This window comes from Flavihumibacter profundi, from assembly GCF_020076305.1.
In the GTDB taxonomy this organism is placed as follows: domain Bacteria; phylum Bacteroidota; class Bacteroidia; order Chitinophagales; family Chitinophagaceae; genus Flavihumibacter; species Flavihumibacter profundi.
Genome location: NZ_JAIQXE010000004.1, coordinates 375,429 through 394,687 on the forward strand (window position 1 = coordinate 375,429; position 19,259 = coordinate 394,687).

Annotated in this window: 17 protein-coding genes; 2 read left to right on the forward strand and 15 right to left on the reverse strand. The window is 43.4% G+C overall.

Translation table 11 applies throughout. The features are described from left to right. Position 1 precedes the first annotated feature (1 nt). From LAQ65_RS19865 to LAQ65_RS19885, 5 genes are all read right to left on the reverse strand, one after another. The gene (locus LAQ65_RS19865; protein ID WP_224118764.1) at positions 2 to 2,023 is read right to left on the reverse strand and encodes a PVC-type heme-binding CxxCH protein; all 2,022 of its coding nucleotides are present in this window, start codon (positions 2,021 to 2,023) and stop codon (positions 2 to 4) included. Between the two features lie 31 nt (positions 2,024 to 2,054). Next, complete coding sequence (locus tag LAQ65_RS19870) at positions 2,055 to 4,112, reverse strand: family 20 glycosylhydrolase (RefSeq protein WP_224118765.1); 2,058 nt, start codon at positions 4,110 to 4,112, stop codon at positions 2,055 to 2,057. Between the two features lie 36 nt (positions 4,113 to 4,148). Beyond that, on the reverse strand, positions 4,149 to 5,276 hold the full coding sequence (locus tag LAQ65_RS19875) for an alkaline phosphatase family protein (RefSeq protein WP_224118766.1): 1,128 nt from the start codon (positions 5,274 to 5,276) through the stop codon (positions 4,149 to 4,151). Positions 5,277 to 5,470: 194 nt separating this feature from the next. Continuing rightward, positions 5,471 to 5,761: a hypothetical protein gene (locus LAQ65_RS19880; RefSeq protein WP_224118767.1), complete on the reverse strand. Its 291-nt coding sequence runs from the start codon at positions 5,759 to 5,761 to the stop codon at positions 5,471 to 5,473. Positions 5,762 to 5,952: 191 nt separating this feature from the next. After that, a complete protein-coding gene (locus LAQ65_RS19885) occupies positions 5,953 to 6,342 on the reverse strand; it encodes a hypothetical protein (RefSeq protein WP_224118768.1) in 390 nt (129 codons plus the stop codon). A gap of 164 nt (positions 6,343 to 6,506) precedes the next feature. On the opposite strand from LAQ65_RS19885, the gene LAQ65_RS19890 reads away from it, so the two are divergent. After that, positions 6,507 to 6,998 (forward strand): hypothetical protein, encoded by a 492-nt coding sequence (locus LAQ65_RS19890; protein WP_224118769.1) that lies wholly within the window; start codon positions 6,507 to 6,509, stop codon positions 6,996 to 6,998. Between the two features lie 15 nt (positions 6,999 to 7,013). On the opposite strand, the gene LAQ65_RS19895 is transcribed toward LAQ65_RS19890, so the two are convergent. The 7 genes from LAQ65_RS19895 to LAQ65_RS19925 all read right to left on the reverse strand — a co-directional run bounded on the left by LAQ65_RS19895 (position 7,014) and on the right by LAQ65_RS19925 (position 13,059). After that, positions 7,014 to 8,333: an MFS transporter gene (locus tag LAQ65_RS19895; protein ID WP_224118770.1), complete on the reverse strand. Its 1,320-nt coding sequence runs from the start codon at positions 8,331 to 8,333 to the stop codon at positions 7,014 to 7,016. A gap of 14 nt (positions 8,334 to 8,347) precedes the next feature. Continuing rightward, entirely contained in the window at positions 8,348 to 8,701 is a 354-nt protein-coding gene (locus LAQ65_RS19900) for a DsrE/DsrF/TusD sulfur relay family protein (protein ID WP_224118771.1), read from the reverse strand. 59 nt (positions 8,702 to 8,760) lie between these two features. Next, positions 8,761 to 9,204: a DUF302 domain-containing protein gene (locus LAQ65_RS19905; RefSeq protein ID WP_224118772.1), complete on the reverse strand. Its 444-nt coding sequence runs from the start codon at positions 9,202 to 9,204 to the stop codon at positions 8,761 to 8,763. Positions 9,205 to 9,294: 90 nt separating this feature from the next. Beyond that, on the reverse strand, positions 9,295 to 9,750 hold the full coding sequence (locus tag LAQ65_RS19910; RefSeq protein WP_224118773.1) for a rhodanese-like domain-containing protein: 456 nt from the start codon (positions 9,748 to 9,750) through the stop codon (positions 9,295 to 9,297). Positions 9,751 to 9,794: 44 nt separating this feature from the next. Further along, positions 9,795 to 10,463 (reverse strand): metalloregulator ArsR/SmtB family transcription factor, encoded by a 669-nt coding sequence (locus LAQ65_RS19915; protein WP_224118774.1) that lies wholly within the window; start codon positions 10,461 to 10,463, stop codon positions 9,795 to 9,797. 99 nt (positions 10,464 to 10,562) lie between these two features. Continuing rightward, the gene (locus LAQ65_RS19920) at positions 10,563 to 11,450 is read right to left on the reverse strand and encodes a dienelactone hydrolase family protein (RefSeq protein WP_224118775.1); all 888 of its coding nucleotides are present in this window, start codon (positions 11,448 to 11,450) and stop codon (positions 10,563 to 10,565) included. Between the two features lie 52 nt (positions 11,451 to 11,502). Continuing rightward, positions 11,503 to 13,059 carry a sulfatase-like hydrolase/transferase gene (locus LAQ65_RS19925; protein ID WP_224118776.1) on the reverse strand — a complete coding sequence of 519 codons (1,557 nt, stop codon included), beginning with the start codon at positions 13,057 to 13,059 and terminating at the stop codon, positions 11,503 to 11,505. A gap of 211 nt (positions 13,060 to 13,270) precedes the next feature. Here LAQ65_RS19925 and LAQ65_RS19930 point away from each other — a divergent pair, with 211 nt between their 5' ends. Next, the gene (locus LAQ65_RS19930) at positions 13,271 to 13,642 is read left to right on the forward strand and encodes a LytR/AlgR family response regulator transcription factor (RefSeq protein WP_224118777.1); all 372 of its coding nucleotides are present in this window, start codon (positions 13,271 to 13,273) and stop codon (positions 13,640 to 13,642) included. Between the two features lie 34 nt (positions 13,643 to 13,676). Here the strand turns inward: LAQ65_RS19930 and LAQ65_RS19935 are convergent, their stop codons facing one another. From LAQ65_RS19935 to LAQ65_RS19945, 3 genes are all read right to left on the reverse strand, one after another. Continuing rightward, a complete protein-coding gene (locus LAQ65_RS19935) occupies positions 13,677 to 15,038 on the reverse strand; it encodes a SusD/RagB family nutrient-binding outer membrane lipoprotein (protein WP_224118778.1) in 1,362 nt (453 codons plus the stop codon). A 13-nt stretch (positions 15,039 to 15,051) separates the two neighbouring features. Further along, positions 15,052 to 18,366, reverse strand: a complete 3,315-nt coding sequence (locus tag LAQ65_RS19940; protein WP_224118779.1) for a SusC/RagA family TonB-linked outer membrane protein — start codon at positions 18,364 to 18,366, stop codon at positions 15,052 to 15,054. A gap of 461 nt (positions 18,367 to 18,827) precedes the next feature. Further along, positions 18,828 to 19,166, reverse strand: a complete 339-nt coding sequence (locus LAQ65_RS19945) for a cyclophilin-like fold protein (protein ID WP_224118780.1) — start codon at positions 19,164 to 19,166, stop codon at positions 18,828 to 18,830. Between the last annotated feature and the right edge of the window lie 93 nt (positions 19,167 to 19,259).

Sequence of the window (19,259 nt, forward strand, 5' to 3'; positions counted from 1 at the left end):
TTTATTGCTCCTGTTTCAATCCATTTGCCAGTCCTTCCCCGAACGCAGCCTGTATTTTCTTTTCACTTTTAACGGCGGGGTCTGATAATAATTCCCTGAGGGCAACTATTTCTTCTTTTTTGTTCCGGGCGCCAGTAATGTAAGCAAACCAGTTTACAAATTCCACAGCACCGGGATTGCTGTCTTTCAGGAACAAACCCTGTTTTAATAATAATTGTAAAATCGCGGTGGAAGACCCTGTTTCAGAACTCAATACAGCTTTCCTGAATAAGGGCCTGCTACCGTATTGCCGGATTACATTTGCGAGTGCCTGAACAACAGCGGGCCCGCTATAATTACCAAGGCTGAGGCTTGCCTGCAAAACAACCTGAACGGATGAATCCTTTATCATTTCCAGTACCTGCGGCAGGCATGCAGGGTAGCGTTCAGACAATATAATCGCCTGTTCGCGTATGCCTGGCTGTGGATCTTTCAAAGCTGTCCTGACATCAGCTTCCGTTAAAGCATCCAGGCCTTCCAGGGCATACAGGGCATGGATCCGGGCTTTCGGATCTTTGTTACCTGTAAACATTTTTTGCAGCAAAGGAATAACAGCAGTATCCTGCCTTTCTAATATTAACTGCTGGGCCTGCAAGCGCCACCATTGATTGGGGTGTGCAAGCAGGGCCACCAGCTTATCCGGCTTTTCATTCCTGAGGTTTGGAATAACTGCTTTTTTTGCTGAGGCTCCTGCCGGGAAAATGCGGTAGATCCTTCCGTAATTTTCTCCGTTGTTAAAATCCATATCCTTTTTCAGGTCATCCGGAATTGAAACAGGGGTTTCAATATGCTGCCGGTACATATCCAGTAAATATAAATAACCGTCGGGGCCAACCGTAAAATTGACCGGCCTGAACCACGGATCTGTTGATGCCAGGAATTCCCTGTCCATTTCAGATCCTGCCCGCCTGGCTATAAATGCAGGATCATCACTGCCTGCCACAAGCACATCCCGGTGTACCAGGTTACCAGCTACATCTCCTGTAAACACTGAGCCATAATAACTTTCCGGAAATGCATCCCCGCCGTAAAACGTGCCACCTGATGCGCCTGTAAAATGGCCTTCTGCATATTCCTTTCTATCTAATTTCGATTCATCATAATCCTTTTGCCGGCGGTCACTTCGTTCCTTGCGCCAGTATGGTGGCGGTGTTTTTTGAAACACAACTGATGTATGACCCGAAATATCTTCATCAGCATTATCAGAAGGCAGGAAAGCGTGGCGATGCAGGTATTTCCAGCCAATAGGCGCCTGCTGAATATGCAATGTATTCTGTGTATAAAAACGATGTCCCCAGTCATCAATAGCCATTCCAAACTGACCGGATCCGGCCACTTTTTCAAAAAGCCCTTTGTCCAGCCTGAACCTGAAATCACTTCCACCAACATTCACCGGAGGCATCCCGGGCTTCCTGAGAAAATGTATTTCCCCCTCCTGCCCGTTATTATTGGCATAGATCCAGTTATCAATTCCAAACCGAAGGCTTGTAATCTGTGCTTCTGAATTATTGGCGAAGAAACCGGTAAATAGCACTTCCTTAGTATCGGAACGAAAATCGGCTGTTGTGTCTTTCAGGTAAACAATGTCCGGCGCCGCTGTAACGATCAGTCCCCCTTTCCATGGCAGCATACTTGTAGCACTTGGAAGTCCATCAGCAAAAACAATGGCAGTGTCAATCTTTCCGTCATTATCGGTATCCCTTAATACCCTGATCCGTCCCCTTCCTTTTCCCGGTTCCGGCTTATAGGGATAATCAGCCATTTCCAATACATAAACCGTTCCCTGTTCATCAAATACCATATCAACAGGAGATAACACATTGGGTTCCGTTGCAAAGGGTTCTATGCTGAAGCCCGGCATCAGTTCAAAATGTTTTATCGATTCCCGGGGTGAAAGAGCTTCTGCATAACGCTTCTGCCCACACGAAAGGAACAGTATATTAAACGCAGCCAGTATTAATAATCCAGATTTTTCCAGGTTCATTGCTTGTTAATTACGCCATTATTGTAAAATGCTATTCCAATTTAAAAATTTCCTGGAACCTGCGCGTCCTGCTGCTTTCCATTCCATGGTCCCAGTAATCGCGCACTTTCCCTGAGAGGTTTCTCCAGAACAGGTATTCTGCATCAAATCGTTGGGTGATCGTCCCCATTCTGTATGGCATGTTTTCTGAAAGCCATGACTGCCGGTATTCCTCTTTTATTTCGGTTGTATAATCCAGCATGTCCATTATAAGGCCGTGAGGCGTTTCATTGATATCACTGTACCAGGAATCATCTTTCTTCTGCATGCTTTCATCCCAGCGGTCAACCATTTTCTTTGCCCATAAAAAGCGCATAGCCGTATATGAAAGTAACCTGCTGTTCACTAATAATGTTTTAATAAATGCGCTATCGGATGTACCGTAACTAAGCGCATCTGAAAGAAATTCCTCCGCAGTCTCTGCAGCAAGGCGGCTCTTTTCATAATCCGCCAGGTGCTCTTTAGTATGTTTCAGGGTATAGGGCAAAAAAGGATTGATCCACATCCGTGTTTGGGTTTGCCCGAGACATTTTCTGAGATACACCTGTGATTCGGCAAGTTTCTTAAACGCTCCAGCCATCTGGCCCGCAATCCCGGGAAAATTAAGCTGCGCATATTCCATTATGAATTCATTTCTTTCAATTGGCGTATTTTGCCATGCGGTAACAGATCCATAGGCCATAAACATCCAGTTATTCCTTAACAGGGGTTGTACGGCATCTGTCCATACGGAGGTGATATATCCCTCTGCTTTATCCTCCCGGGCTGCCTTAATGCATAAATCAATATTGTTCCAGGTAGTTTCCGTTGGATAGAGATGCGCCCATCCATCAACAGCGGACTGGATAAAAAAAGGCATCTTTTCTTTCACAATTGGCTTAATCCAACCCCTGATGGACAAAGGGTCGTCTGAATAATCCCATACCACAGGGATAACCTCTTTGGGAAATTTAGAAATGATACCAGGATAATTTTTTGATATATCCGTCCATACCATTACCTGTTTACCATAGTCCTTAAGTTCCTTAGTAACAAATACCAGGTGATCGAGGTAAAGTTGTTCAGGCTTAATGCTTTTTGCAGTTTTTGATAATCTTTCCGTTTCCCAGGTTTCATCAAAACCCACATGTATGAAGGGGCTCGGGAATAGCATAGCATATTGCCTGATCCAGTCTTTCAGCAAGGATTGTACCGCCGGCTTACGGGGATCAAGATCATGGCCATACTTACCGATACCAAGGTCTGCATATTTTTGAAGCCTTAGCAATTCATGGAGGTGGCCATAAAAATTCACAAATGGTATTACATCTATATGTCTCTCTTTACCGTATGCAATGATCCGCCTGATCTGTTCCTGGGTATATTTTGCATTATAATTTATCAGCGGATATCCTTTCATCTCTATGCTTACTTCATTGTAGAAATAATATTGATTGATTTTCCATCTTGCTAAAAAATCAATCTGGCTTTTAATTTCTTCTTCTGTCAGTAAGCTTCCATGCGAAAAATCCATCATTATACCCCTGTATGCAAAAGCAGGATAATCTTCCAGGCGTGCTTCGGGCAGGTAGGCACTATTCCCGTCCTGAACAATAAGTTGCCTTAAGGTTTGGAGTGCATAATAAGTGCCGGCATCAGATTTCGCAGTAACAAGTATTTTATTTCTGGTGATATTTACCTGGTAGGCTTCCCTCGAACCTGCCCCCGCCGTTTCACCAGGCAAAGGAAGATCAGTACCTGTATGTTCACAGCTGAAGACGATCAGCGGAGTTACTGCATCTTTATCCCGGGTGGAAGTGAGAGGGATTCCTGTTCTGTTTTTTACATATTCAACAAATTGGCCGATAGCCTGCTGATCAGCTGCAGTTAAATCACCGGTAAACAATATACCGGCACCGGATAGTTGAAATTTATTTTTTCCATATTCGGCCTTCTGCGGCGCTGGCAGCAGCTTCGGGCCCTGGGCATACAGTAATGACTGGCTGCCAATCATTAACAGCAACAGAAAACAGCAGTACCTTAGTTCAGGGATTACTTTATTTTCATTCACCGGACATCATTATTTATTTATCAGCCCAAGGCTCGTTTAATGCAATACAGTTTCGACCGGGGGTAATATTTTTTGTGGTGCAGTAAAATGGAAGCCCAGCAATTCAGCCATGGTAGCAGCCAACTGGCCCTGGTAAATTTGCATAGGTTTTGTTACTTCCCCGGATGGTTTTGTATCAGGACCAATTACAGCAAACCAGATATTTTCTGCATGATCAATTTTAGGGCCATGGGAAGTCCATTCATCATTCACTCCCCTGCCGTGATCGCAGGTAATGATCATGGTGGTTTTGCCTTTATATTCGGGCATCGACTGCAGCAAGGACCACATATCCGCTATCATAGCATCTTCTGCATGAACGGCGCCCAAATACATATCGTATAAGCCCTGGTGCGCAAAGGCATCTGTTTCCCCCAACGGAATATACAATACTTTCGGGCGATAGCTTTTCAGGTATTCCCTGGCAGCAAAATAAGTAAGCAGGTCGGGCCGTTCCTCAATTGGTTTAGCAGTAAGCCGCTGCATATCATTCAGCATTTTCATCTGGGGCGTATTAAACGGCAAAGAATCAAAGTTGGCATTGACAATAAGTCCATTCCGCCACTTATTTAATACATAAGGAAACAATTCGGAGGTGGAAAAAGTGGCCACTTTGCCCTGGTAGCCCTTCTGTTGATTAATAAATTCAAAAACATTTATGTTCTTGTTTTTGATGAGCAAATTGGAATGGATTGCGGTATCGGGATTCCCGGTAACCGTTTCGCTGAATCCGGGATAGGTAAGTTTATAAGGATTAGCCACATCCACATAATTGCCAAGCTCCCGGTTTCCGTAGAGCTGTCCCTTTTCTGCAATAGTAGTCCAGAAAAAAGGCATTAATTTTTTCCTTCTTTCTGCTTTATTTATACCCCCATATGTATTTTCCAGGTCTTTGGGTTCCTTTGTAAACTTACTATTATGGAGAATGCCTGAATCAATGCCGCCAAAAATTTCCTGCCAGCGCATACCATCCAGGGCAATCATAACTATTCTTTCGGTTTTCCTTGCGGATGGCTTTGTTGCGCCCTGCGTTTTGTTTGTTTTCTGGGAATAAACAGTTAAAAAGCACCCAAAGAAACACAGCGAAATCATGAGGCGCTTAAGGAGAAAAAATCTTGTACTCATTTCAAATTATATTAAAAATCATTACATCCATACCGGGTTACTGTAATAGCAATACCCGGGCATAGTGAGTTTTGCCTCTTTAAGAGATAAATCCCTGTTTGCAATACTCACCCGGACGAACAATTTTAAATGAGCCAGGCCGGGACCACCATCAATATATCAGGTAAGCGTACCAGATGGTTTCCCGGATTTCCTTAATGGGCAGCATGCTCCCGCATATAGTTCCTGATGGCGGTATGGTAAACGGATGCCCCCTTTTTCACTTTATAGGCCGCTTTCTTTTTCGGGTCGCGGATAATTCCCTGGGCATAACGGACAGCCTCACCAAATATGAACTTGTATTTAAGCTGCTCCTCCGAGGGTTTTACATTGGACATATCGGGGTACTTGCTGGCAAATGTCTTCCCTCCCCGTGTACGATACACAATTTGTTTGGCAATGGTTCCCGTCATACCAAGTGTCAGTGCATTGTTTGCTCTTGCCATAATTTTTTCCGGAAAGGTAAGCTAAAGACAGCATATTCTGGGCATTTTCGCCCTATTATCTTACGTTTATCCTACGTTTATCTTACGTCTTTAACGGCTTTAGCGCAGCATTATCAGGGCATTATCTACCTACACCGCTATTATTTTCAATGATTTGGGGTATTCGAAACGGGGGTTGCCGGCTGCAACTCTTATACTGCAGGTTTTTTTATAAACATACCCTTATAATACCTGCGGTATGCATATCCCAGAAACAGGTTAGGCACGATAAGGAAAACGCCCATTAACCAGCCGGATGGGACTAAAATGGTATGAAACAGGAATACATTCAAACTGATCGGGAACAGCACCACAGCAAAAAAAGGTGCGAACCGGTTAACCAATAAGGATAGACCACCAACGACCTGGATGGTTTTCATCATGGGATAAATATATCCGGTACCTATCAGGCCCGCTTTTAAAGCCGCTGCATTACCGGTATGCATGGGTTGATAGGGAATAAAATGCAGGAAATAATCCAGGCCGAACACCAGGTAAATAAATCCAAGGAGGACGCGGAAAATCGTTGTTGCATTTTTCATATGAGGATAAATCTACTGCTTAAACTGTACTGGCAATTCGCAAATTAAAAAAGAAAGAAGCTCCGGGCTTCTTGTGACCAGCATCAGAGAATAGCCTGATGGCCATCACAGCCTCCTCAATAATTGCATTTTATTTTTGAATAATTAATCTTAAATGAGCGGTTATGAAAAGTATTCTATTATTTACCATCTTCATAATATTAGCAAGTATATGCGTAAATGCCCAGCAGAAAAATGATAAATATCCGCTAACAAAAGCTTCCTTAAGGTCCTCCTTCTATGCCAGCATGAATGCAGGAAATTTCAGTGATTCTTCAACCCTGAAGGCTGAGTACCTGAAGAAAAGCAAAAACCAGAAAACGGCTGCCTGGGCAATGCTGGCTGGCGGGATAGCTATGGCATCAGTCGGAGGAATCCTGGTATATGCAAACTTTGATCTATATACTCAAAACACTGCTGCTGATGTTGGGGGAGTTTTATTTGTAATAGGTGCTTGTAGTGCATTAGGCAGTATCCCATTTTTTATCAGTTCTTCCCATAATGCAAAGAAGGCAGCATCAATAAGTTTCAAGAACCAGGAATTGTTTTTACCGCATGAGAACCCTTTATACGTAAAATCACAGCCAGCAATAACCCTGAAAATAAAAATCAACTAAGCTGCTTGTAGAAAACTATCCGGTTAATAAGGGGTTGAGACGGCCAGCGCAAAGCATACTGGTATTTTCTGTTCCTGCAATACGTTTATGCTTACCGGTTATCCAATCCCATATTTTCAGGGAGCCACCAGTTTTGCATCTCATCCTGAACCGGATTACCAGGGAGGATACCAATGTCAGGAACCCAATGAAAATAATAGCGGCATTGATGCTTATCAAATCTGCTATGATACCGGTAAGTATTGCACCAATTGCATATCCGAGATCCCGCCACAAACGGAAAATACCAATGCTTTTTGCCCTGTCCTGCGGATTTGTATTTTCTGCTACTGTTGCCAGGAATGTCGGGTAAACCATTGCGGTTCCCCAACCCAAAATTGAAGAGAGAATAATAAAATGCAGCATCGTATTGGCCCATACTAAAACAATCAGGGCAATAGCCTGTAATAGCATGCCAACATAGAGCATATCCTTTTTACAAAACTTGTCCGCCATTTTACCGGTGAATAATTGCCCGATGCCCCAAACAGCAGGATAGATAGCAGTGACTATGCCGATTTCCCCGATAGTGAAGCCTTTAGTTGCCAGCAGGATGGGGAAAATACCCCAGGCCATGCCATCATTCAGGTTATTTATCAACCCGGCCTGTGTCACCGAACCCAGGTTTTTATCCTTCCAGGTAGTATCCCAGAATATATTCATTAACCTGGGAATTGTATTTGTTACTGTTTCTTTTGCTACATGGTGTTTGGTGTCTTTCACTAAAAATATACTCGAGAATAAACCCAAAACAACCAATACTATTCCTGTATAAAACGGGTAAGGCCTGATGCCATATTTACTGGCAATCCAACCAGTTAAAAATGCCACCAGTGCTACGGCTATATACCCTGCAAACTCATTCAGGCCCATGGCGAAGCCTCTTTGTTTTTCGCCAACCAGGTCAATCTTCATTACCACGGTACTGCTCCAGGTTAAACCCTGGTTCACGCCTAACAATACATTGGCTGCAATGATCCAACTCCATGAAGGTGCAAACATCAGCAAAAACGGAATGGGAATTCCAATGACCCAGCCTGCCACCAACAGGTTCTTCCTTCCGAATTTATTGGCTAAAGTACCTGTGTAATAATTAGTAATGGCTTTTACAATCCCGAAGACTATAATAAAAGATAATATGGCTGTTTTGGCTGCAATGGCAAATTCCTTTTCAGCAATACGGGGAAGGATGGAACGTTCCATACCCACCATGCCCCCTACAAAGCCATTTACAATAACCAGCAGGGTAAACTGTTTCCAGTTTTCTTTTAATCCTAATTGAACCTGATTATTCATGGCAAAAATTATTGTCAGAAAGTTAATACCTTATCGCTGTCCACTACCCAGTTAGTAAGTTCTGCCAGGCTGCTGATTTCCGCACCTTCCATTAATGGCAGGCTTTTAAGTCCCCTTGCTTCAGCACAGCTTCCGCAGATTTTCACCTTTGCACCATTATTCAATGAGAGTTTCAGCATTCTTTCAATATTGTAATAACCATTAGGTGTGTTTTGTCCTGCTATGGCACAATTGGCGCCATCTGCAATCAAAAAAATCCGGACCTCTGCATCTGCATGTTCTTTATTAAGCTGGTTGGCGATGCGTAAAGCATTATAGGCTTTTTCGCTTCCATACGGAGCATCGTTAATAATAAACAAGGCTTTCATTGTTAATCAATTTATACTGAAAGTATAACCCTATTTGTGCCGGTGCAGTTCCTGTCAGGTCAGCTGTTTTTCAAAGAAACCAGAAGGGCTTTCAATGTGTTAAACATGGCTGTTGCTTCATTATATAATTCAACATTATCCTCAACTGCCTTGAGCGCTATTTCCATATTCATGGTGGAAATGATGGTGTGGCCGTCATTTTCATAAATGGCGATTTTGCAAGGCATAAAAATGGAAAACTCAGGATTAGTGGTTAACATTTTAGCAGCAACCTTTGCCTGGCATATTTCGTATATGAAAACTTTCCGTTGGATCGGGAAACCTTTGCCTTCCAGGATTTCCTGGTAATTAAAGGTTTGCAATATGGAGAATTTGTTTTTTTCACATACTGCCGGAACATTTGCTGTAATTTTTTCTATTGGCTGGTTACTTGCTATTTTGAAAGTAAACATTTCAATCAATTGGGCCGCTGGCACCATGGCTTCCACAGATTCTTGTTTCATACTATACATTTATGGGTTATCGATACTATATTTAGAAAGAACCAATCCATTAAGTACCTGGCATTCAGCTTTGCCTTAGTTTCATATCCATTACTTTTTTGCAACAGGATATCCTTTATCAATCCAGTCTGTTTTTATATTCGTTGAAAGATTCAGCAATTTTTGATTGGTGAACTTCATATCCTTCAGCATTTGAAAAGCAGGACGAACATTCGGGCAATGCGCAAAAGGGCAGCATCCGCAATAGATCACAATGTTTGCATCCTTAGGAAGTTTAGAAAGTTGTTCCTTGAGTTTAGCAAGATTTTCCTTTTCCTGGGCGGGGCCAATATCGATTGAGCCCTTTATGACAGCGCCCGGCCCGATACACAGCACTACCGGCTGGCTGGCATTCTTATCATTGATCATTTTAGCCAATTCGGAAGGGGGCATCAATTGGTTTGCTGTCCAGGGTTCAGCACTGGTAGCTTGCCCACAACTGCTGAAAGATATAGCTGTCATCAATAATACTGTAAGCAAAAAAGGTAATTGTTTGGTGATTTTCATATTCATATGTTTTAGAAATATTTAAAGAATTAATATTAGCAGTTTTACCGTTTAGATTTACCAATTTCCGTTTGCTTTAATTTCCATTCCACATAACCATCTTCCATCCGGATGGCTTTGAATTTCTTTTGGTTCAGCAATTTTATAGCATCAATCGCCATTACGCACAAAGGGCCACGGCAATACGCGATAATGGTTTTGTTTTTGGGCAATTCGTCCAGCCTCTTTTTGAGTTGTGCAAGGGGAATGGAAACAGCACCAGGTATATGACCGGCGTTGTATTCTTCCCCGGGCCTGACATCTATCAGCATTACCTTTTCTTTTTTAGACCTTAGCAGCAAGTCTTCAAGGGAAATGGATTCCAGTAAGTTTTTATCAGTTTTAAAATCAGCGATGAGCCGGTCTATTTCGGCGATTTTACGGAACCCTAATTCTTTTACGGCGGATACCATTTTCAGAACGCTGTCGTCAGCAATACTATAAATAATGAAATTTCCCTGGCGTTGTGTGTCCACGAGTTTTGCCGATTTCAATACCTGCAGGTGCTGGGAAGTACTGGCGACAGACATGTCGATCTCCCGGGAAAGTTCTTCAACGGAATAACTCTTCTGGGAAAGGACATCAATCAATTCCATCCGTTTGGGATTGGAAATAGCATTTGTAACCCGTGAAAGTTCCTGGTAAACCTGTTCCTTTATTGAAGCCGCTGCCATGTTAAACAGTTTAATCAGGTACAAAGATACTATCTTTTCAACTATTCTACATATTTATTGAATAGATAGGCCTATACTATAGATTACGGCACCGGATTGTTACTTCAATTTATCATTGAAAAAATCGATGGTCCTTTTCCAGGCCAGTTCTGCAGCAGATTTATCGTATCGGGGTGTAGTATCGTTATGAAAGCCATGATTTACATCCGGATATATGTACACCGTATATTCCTTCTTTTGCTCTTTCAGGGCCTGCTCATACGCCGGCCAACCTTCATTCACCCGTGTATCAAGACCGGCGTAATGCAACAGGAGCGGCGCCTTGATTTTCGGAACATCTTCAGCTGCGGGTTGCCCGCCGTAAAAAGGGACAGAAGCTGATAAACCGGGAATGCGCACCGCCATCATATTTGCGACCCATCCACCAAAGCAAAAACCGACAACGCCAACTTTTCCATTACAATCCTTTAGTCCCTTTAAGTAATCGTATGCAGCAATAAAATCTTCCAGTATTTCATTTCTATCGCGAGTGGCCTGCAGTTCCCTACCCTTGTCATCATTTCCGGGATAACCACCCAATGGGGTAAGCGCATCAGGAGCCAGGGAAATGAATCCGGCCAGCGCAGCACGCCTTGCCACATCTTCAATATAGGGATTGAGTCCCCGGTTTTCATGCACTACGACGATGCCGCCCAGTTTGTTTTTTATATCGACAGGCATTGACAATAATGCTTTTATCTTACCACCGCCTTTAGGAGACTGGTAATAAACATACTCTGATTTTAAACGGGGATCATCCGGTTTAATTTGAAGGGAACCAGAATAGTCGGGCATCATGAAACTCGTAAGGGCATTTAGCGTAATGCCGCCCACAGCATAGGTTGATAGCTTCAGGATAAAATCGCGCCTTTCAATGCGGTTGTGGGCGTAATCGTCATACAGGTCAAACACTTCCTGTTTGATGTCTTCCCTTCTTATTTCCTTCATATCGTATAGTTTAAGTTAAGTTACTGGTAAGATTTTTGAAAAGCCGCTAAAATCAGCTTGGAAAATAATAGGTTTCGCCGTCCACTTCGATCAGAAAATCTGCCGCGCTTGGCCAAGATGGTTTAACCGTTTGTGTACTTTCCCAGTTTTCAAGTTCATGCGTTAATTCATTTACTTCATCCGGATAACTGGAAGACAAATCATTTTTTTCCCCAATGTCTTTGGAAAGGTCAAAGAGGAATTTCTTTTTATTTTTTTCGTTGATATATAATTTCCAGTTTGCCTTGCAAATGGCTTTTGAATAACCACTTCTCCAATAAAATACATCATGAGGATATCCATTATTATCCTTCAAAAAAGGAATCAGGTTGGTTCCGTCGTAAACCCGGTCAGTGGGAAGGGATACATTAGCAATGGCCGCAACCGTCGCAAAAATATCCAGTGAAGACACCGGTTTATCATATACTGGTGCATCCCTGATCAGGGAACGAAATTTAATAAAAAAAGGAACCATCAAACCGCCCTCAAAATGCGTACATTTTCCGCCGCGCAAAGGTGCGTTATCAGTTGCCCTGGTATAAGTTGCCCCGCCGTTATCACTGATAAATATGATCAGGGTCTGATCGTCGATATGCAGCTTTCTCAATTTTTCAACTATTTTCCCTACCGCATCGTCTAAAGCTTCGATCATGCCGTAATAAACGCGCTTTACAGTGTCATCCACATGCTGGATACGATCAAAATAATTCCTGGGGACCTGGAATGGATCATGCGGTGCATTGAAGGTGAGTGTAAGAAAAAAAGGATTGTCTTTATTCTTTTCAATAAACGCTACTCCTTTTTCCGCGATTGAAAATGTCAGGTATCCGGTATCCTTCACCATATCCTTTCCCTCGCGGATTGCTGTTGCTCCGGCCCTCGGTGTCCATGCAGGCAGTTCAGAAAAAGACCAGGGCAAATGTTTGCTGATGTAGCGGCTGGTATCTACCGGATCGTCCACATATCTTGTCAATGCACCATCGAAGTAATAACTATAATCAAATCCCCTTTCGTAAGGGTGATTTCCATCATCATCACCCATGTTCCATTTACCCACCAGTCCCGTTACATAATTTTGTTTTTTCAGCAATTCAGCCAGGGTGATCTCATGCAAATCCAGGCCCGTATTGTATTTGCTTTCCTTTAAACCCAGGTGGGGCTTCAATGTTTTTAATCCGGGCACCTGTTTGCGCAGAGAAAAATAATGCTTATGCAAATTCTTTAAAAATGCCGGATCAAATTTGTCGTAAGGCATATATTCGCTGCCGAAACGATTCTGGTAACGACCGGTCATCATACCCATCCTTGAAGGTGAACAAATAGGTGAAGTCACATAAGCGTGAGTGAATCGTACTCCGGCAATACCAAGGCTATCGATATTGGGCGTATGAATAGCCAGATTTCCATAAGCATGAAGATCACTGTATCCCAGGTCGTCGGCAACAATTAAAATAATATTCGGTTGGCCAACTGGTCTTTTGATTTGTTGATTTGCCGGACCGGCAGAAATTATGAGTAGAGCCCCCAATAAAAGCGCCATCATATTGAGTCGCAATCCGGGCATTTCCATATTTTACTTAAAGATAGTAACTATAATGGAATGACGCCCCGACCACCACTCCCGGAAAAGTACGGACTTCTTGTCTGATCAAACCGGCCATCAGTGCGGTATCCTGGCCATAGAATCGTCAAATTTTAACATTACAGTTTTCGTTTTATTTAATAACTTTTACAGCAATTCTGTTCTTATACTTAATAATTTTTTCGGACACTTACAGGTTATGATTGAATATGCCGACAATCTGAAAAAACATACAAGGCTCCTTGTACGGAAAGGAACAGAAACGCTCGCCATTAAGCGTGATGACATAGCTTTATTTTATACAGAAAACAAGGTGGTATTTGTCTTGGATAAGCAGGAGCAAAAATATATTTACAATAAAACCCTCACAGAATTAGAAGAAGAGTTGGATCCTCATGAATTCTTCAGAGCAAACCGCCAGTACATTATCCATATTGATGCCATCAAAAGCTTCAAACCTTACGAGCGGGTAAAACTGCAGATCCTGCTCAATCTGACAAACACTTTTCACACGCTCATTGTCAGCCAGCATACGGCTTCTTCTTTTAAAAAATGGATCGGCCAATCTTAGTATCCCTTGTCTCACATCTCACGTCTAAGACAATTTAAAAATCCCAGAAAATATTTGGTGTATACAAAGTTGCCTGCGGCACATTTTTGCCGTTCAGCGAGTATTCATTGGTAGGATACAGAAAACGGCGGGGAACACCAAGCGAGCCCGCAGTAGGCGTTAAAATGGGCGAACCGGTGCGGCGCCATGTAGTCCAGGCTTCCGGGTTCTGATACAAGGCAATCCATTCCTGTAAAGCTACTTGTGCAATAGCGTCAGTCGCGTTGGAAGGCAGGGTGCCATTGGCAGCCAGATACGTGGTAATGTCTGCCGGAGCCACGCCCAGTTTTTCCATATTAGCCTTGATAGCCTCCTGGTAAAACGTTTGGGACTGTGCAATATTTCCGGAAGACCACAAGGTTGCTTCGGCTTTTACAAACAGCATCTCGTCATAAGTGATAAACTCCACATGGCCATTGATATCACCGTAATACGATCCAATACCCGCACCGTTTACATCGTTATAGGAGGTATCCGTAAAAATGTTCAGCCGCGGATCTTTAAGGGCTATAAGTTTATTGACCAGTGTACCCGCTCCGTAGTCTATATCACCACGTTGCTCATTAAACTCGTAAATGGGATTAGCAAAGGTCTCGGCCATACCAAAAACAAATTGGGCATTATCATCTTTACTGGCAAATGCCTGGTTGGCCTCATCCAGGGCTTTGTTGGCCATATCCGGATTGCCTTTGCTTTGATGAATGAATAATCTTGCTTTAATCGCATGGCCGAATTTTACCCATAAGTCAGCGTTACCGCCATAAATGATATCATCTGTACCGGGCCTTAAACCACCCTTATCAGGATCGGTCAATTTTGAAATGGCCACATCAATCAAATTCTGAATTGTATCATACAAAGCCTTGGCATTGTCATACCTGGGATGGGTATTGGTAGCGCCTGTTAACGCCTCTGAATAGGGAACGTCTCCCCACATATCCGCTAATACCTGAAGCGTATACGCCATAAGGATCCTGGAAATCCCGCCATACACATTATATCCGCCAGCATCTGCCTTCAGCATCATGTCTTTATTATTGCCGAGTACAGAAGTATACAAGTTCCCCCAGGGAGTATCAAAGTCGGTGGAGGTTAAAATATAATGATAATAGGCTTCCGACTGCCGTGAAAAGCCAACGCTTTGTTGCACAAACAAGTTGGCAAACCGGGCAAAGTCCCCTCCTTCCGTATAGGCCAGCGAGGTTTCGACCACGGGCAATATATTGCCAGGTGTTACTGTTGCCGGAGAGTTCGGATTGATATTAGTCCGTGTAAATGTCTCTTTCGTACAGGATAGCTGAATTAACAGGGCCAAAATCAATACGGTTTTAATTAAGCTGTTATTAGAGTATTTCATAATCGCAAAGAGTTTATAGTCCAACATTTAAGCGAACACCATAGGTTTTTATTCCGGGGTTGTTGAAGTAATCCAGCCCCTGTCCGTTAGCCGGACCCGCCAGACTGGTTTCCGGGTCCACCCCCTTGTAATTGGTGTGGATCAAAATATTGTTGGCAAATACCGTTATATTAAGGGTCCTGAATTTTTTTCCAACCAGCGATTTGGGGAAATTATAACCGAGGCTGACTTGCCGTAGCTTGACAAATGAGCCGTCTTCCACGGATGGTTCAGAAGGTCCAATAAAGCTGCTTCCAATATTTTGCCAATAGTATTGATTTAAAACAGCCGATGTGGTATTTGCATCACCAGGCCCGCTGACTTCATTTCCGTTGGCATCAAAATGTACGATCGCTCCACTGGCATTCAAATGTCCCTTTAAGCCAGTAAACACTTTGGAACTGCCCCTGTTCTCTGTTTCTTTAGAAGTACCGAAATAAGAAAGAGCGCCTCTTGTTCCGTTCCAGATAGCCCCTCCCTGCCGAACATCGATCTGGAAACCAAAGCTCAGGCCCTTCCAGGTTAAATTGTTGATAACAGACCCTTGCCAGTCAGGATTGATATCGCCCATAATGGCATTCTGTGCTGCCACGATAGGCATGGCATATCCATTGTCAGTGGTATTGTCATTAATAAGAAGCTGCCCACTGGGCAGTTCTTTACTGGTTGTGCTGGAACTGGCATTGGCCCGAACGTAAACACTACCGAAGATTTGTCCAAAAGGCTTACCCTCAAAAGCATCAATTTCACCATTCTGAAATCCGGCCACCAGCACCTTATCTACACCGGTATATAATTTGGTTACCATATTTCTATTCAGGGCCCAGTTAAAATTTAAATCCCAGGTCAAATCATTGGTTTTAACCGGGGTAGTATTCAACGATAGTTCAAAGCCATGGTTAGTAATCTCGCCTGCATTCTGCAGTTTGGAAGCAAAACCGGTTGTATAGGTAAAGGGAACAGTAAAGATGGCATCTACCGTTTTGGAATAATAGTAAGTACCTGTAAAATTGATCCGGCTTTTCAGGAAGCCCAGTTCAGCTCCAACCTCGTAAGAAGAAGTTTTTTCGGGTTTCAGATCGCTATTTCCAATCACAGATATGGTTGATGTGATCTGGTAGCCCCCTATAGGACTGCCGTTGTTGATGGGGAACAGGATGCCAGATGTAAAGCCATCATTCATAGCTCCCGGCCTATAGTAGGTTTTATCCCCGAACACGGGAGCATCTTTGCCGACCTGTGCATAGGACAGCCTCAACTTACCATAGGTAAGAAATTTGTCTTTTAAAGCAGGCAGCTCGCTAAACAACCAGGTAAGACCGGCTGAAGGATAAAAGAAGTTCCGGTTATTTTCCGGTAAAGTAGATGAAGTCTCCCGCCGTCCGGTAAGGCTCAAATAAAGCATCTTGCGATAGGCCAGTTCAGCATCACCATAAAAGGCCATGGTACGTTTGGCAGCATCGCTTTCTAATCCTGTATAAGTCAGCGCATTGGAAAGATCAAAAAACTTGGGGGCAATCAACGCATCACCTATCGCCGTACGGCCGGATGATTGGGTATAAAAATAGTTGTGCCCCAAAAGCAGGGTTCCGGACAGATCACTGGAAAAAGTATGTTTCAGGTTAATGGTAAAATCGGAAACGTACTGATTATTAAAATATTCATTGATGATGCCCTTGCCGGCCCGGAAGGCATTGGAATTGATGTCGTAAAAGTTCTTAGCATCCTGTGAATATACATCACCTCCAAAGCGATAACTAAGCCCTATCCAGTCAGCGATCTGGTAATTGGTTTGCAAATTTCCAAACACCCTGTTTACGATTTCATTAAAGGGATTTCTGTTTACTGTCCAATAGGGATTATCATATCCGGCCCCGCCGCGATAATTTCTTTGATCCCCGGTGGAAGCAATTACGTAAGCCCTTTCATCATCCTGGGCATTGGAAAGCCCCCAGGAATTATCAAAATTGGGTGGAGTGCGCAACAATCCCAGCATCACTCCTGAAACATTGGAGCCCTGCTGCACCTTATCGTTATTAGAGTTGATATACGTCATACTTCCCGATATATTCAGTTTATCGGTAAGTTTCATCTGGCCATTAAGACTAAAACTGGTTTTTGAATATTTTGTTTTAGGGATAACGCCTTCCTGGTAGATGTTCCCAATAGAAGCACGGAAGGCAGACCGCTCCGTGCTGCCTGATATGGCAATATTATTATCCAGGGCTAAGCCGGTTTTAAAAAACTCATAGCGGTCGTAGGGGGTTACCGGGATTTTGGCCAGGGGGCTTGACTTTCCAACAATGTTTCCATGCGGATCCCATTCGTTGGACACGCCATCCCAGGACAGTGTGTCAAGGGCAGCTCCCCAGGTAATTCTCCTGTTGGAATTCCCTGAGTTGGGCGCCCTGTAAATACCGTTAGAACCTTGTGAATACTTATCCTGGAGCTCCGGTAATTGATTGGTACTACTACTGCTTGTTGTGGAGCTGAAATCGACACGCATTTTTTGTCCTGCCACTCCTCTTTTAGTAGTAATGATCAAGGCACCGCTGGCGGCCCTGATCCCATATAAAGCAGTGGCGGCAGGTCCTTTCAATACGGTAATGCTTTCGATATCATTGGGATTTAAATCGAGTCCACGGTTAGATGGAATGGTTCCTCCTGTTAAGTTAGCATTCGCACCACTTACATTTGCCGTGGCTGATGTAGGGTCGTAATTATTAATGGAGTTATCAACAGGCACACCATCAATAACCATTAAGGGCTGGTTATCACCTGTTATGGAGGTAACTCCTCTCAGGCGAATATAAGTTCCGGCCCCCGGGTCTCCGGCGCTGTTAATAACCGTAAGACCTGCCGCTTTCCCTTCCAATTCACTAAGCGGATTTCCCAGGCCCGATTTGCTGAGCTGGTCACTACCAATGGTCTGCGTGGCATAAGTGAGGGCCCGCTTTTCCCGCTTGATGCCCAAAGCGGTTACCACTACCTCCTGCATTTGAGCCTCTCCGGCAGTAAGAGTAAACTGCAGGGTGTCGGTATCTGCGGTTAATGTTTTAGGCTGATACCCAACGGCCGAAACCGTTATCCGTGCACCCGGCTTGACCACGATTATATAGTTCCCGTTTTCATCTGCCTGCACGGCATTGGAGGTTCCAACTTCGCTAATGGTAGCAAAGGGAACAACCTGCCCCTTATTGTCTTTTACCTGTCCGGAAACCTTCCTGGTCTGAGCCAGGGCGGTCATGCTGCAAATGAATAAGGCTGTAAGCAATAGAACTAATCTCATATCTTGGGATTTTAGAGTAATGGATGAATTCGCCATTCAAAGAGCCTGTGCATTTGTTCAGATGAACTAATCTCACCAGCCATAAGACAATCAACCAGGTACTACCCCATGGGAAAATTCCGATCCAGCTGCCTCAGACGTGATTATTAGCTACTGAAGCATGATTTTTTACTCCTGAAAAGACCAGCTATAAACAGCGGAAGAAAGCATTTTTAAAATTCTCATCTTATAACGGCCAATGCTCCAATCCTTGTTGGGTACTGTTGGTACGGTTAATGTTTGTTTTACCAACCGAACAGGGCCGTTCTATTTCAAAAAACCTGAAGAATTCCATGAAATGGAAAGCAGGGCTGCAACCAAGTGAGGTAATTGACCTGCTTTGCAATGGTGGCAAGGGTTTCAGCGATGGTAAAATAGAAAAGAGCAGCAAAAATGCTGCTCAGACCTGCGTGGGGGTCCATTCAGATTTCAAACCTAACTGTTACATTACCATGGCCAAGTGCAGCAGCAAGCCCCGAAATATTATTAATACGCCCAAGTGGGGTGTAGCTATATGATGTATTGAAGGATTTATAGAAAAGCACCAAACAATTATTGCCGTACAGCATCAAATCACCCGCTTGAATAGTTCCCGTATTTGATGCGTTTGCAGGCAGGGTGCCCGGGAAATAATAATACTTTTCATTACTGTTTAACTCCGTCATAATTAAAGTAAGCGGTAACAATGTTTTAAATGACGCAGCTGTTTCATTTTCATAAAGTGTAGCTGTAAAAACTGCAGAACCAATTGTAATTTTCATCTGTTTGCCTGTTGTGTCGTTGTAGTTTTTGTTTCCATTGTTGCGGGCAGGACTTTGCGGGGAATTAAATCATAAATTTAAATAAGGTATTAT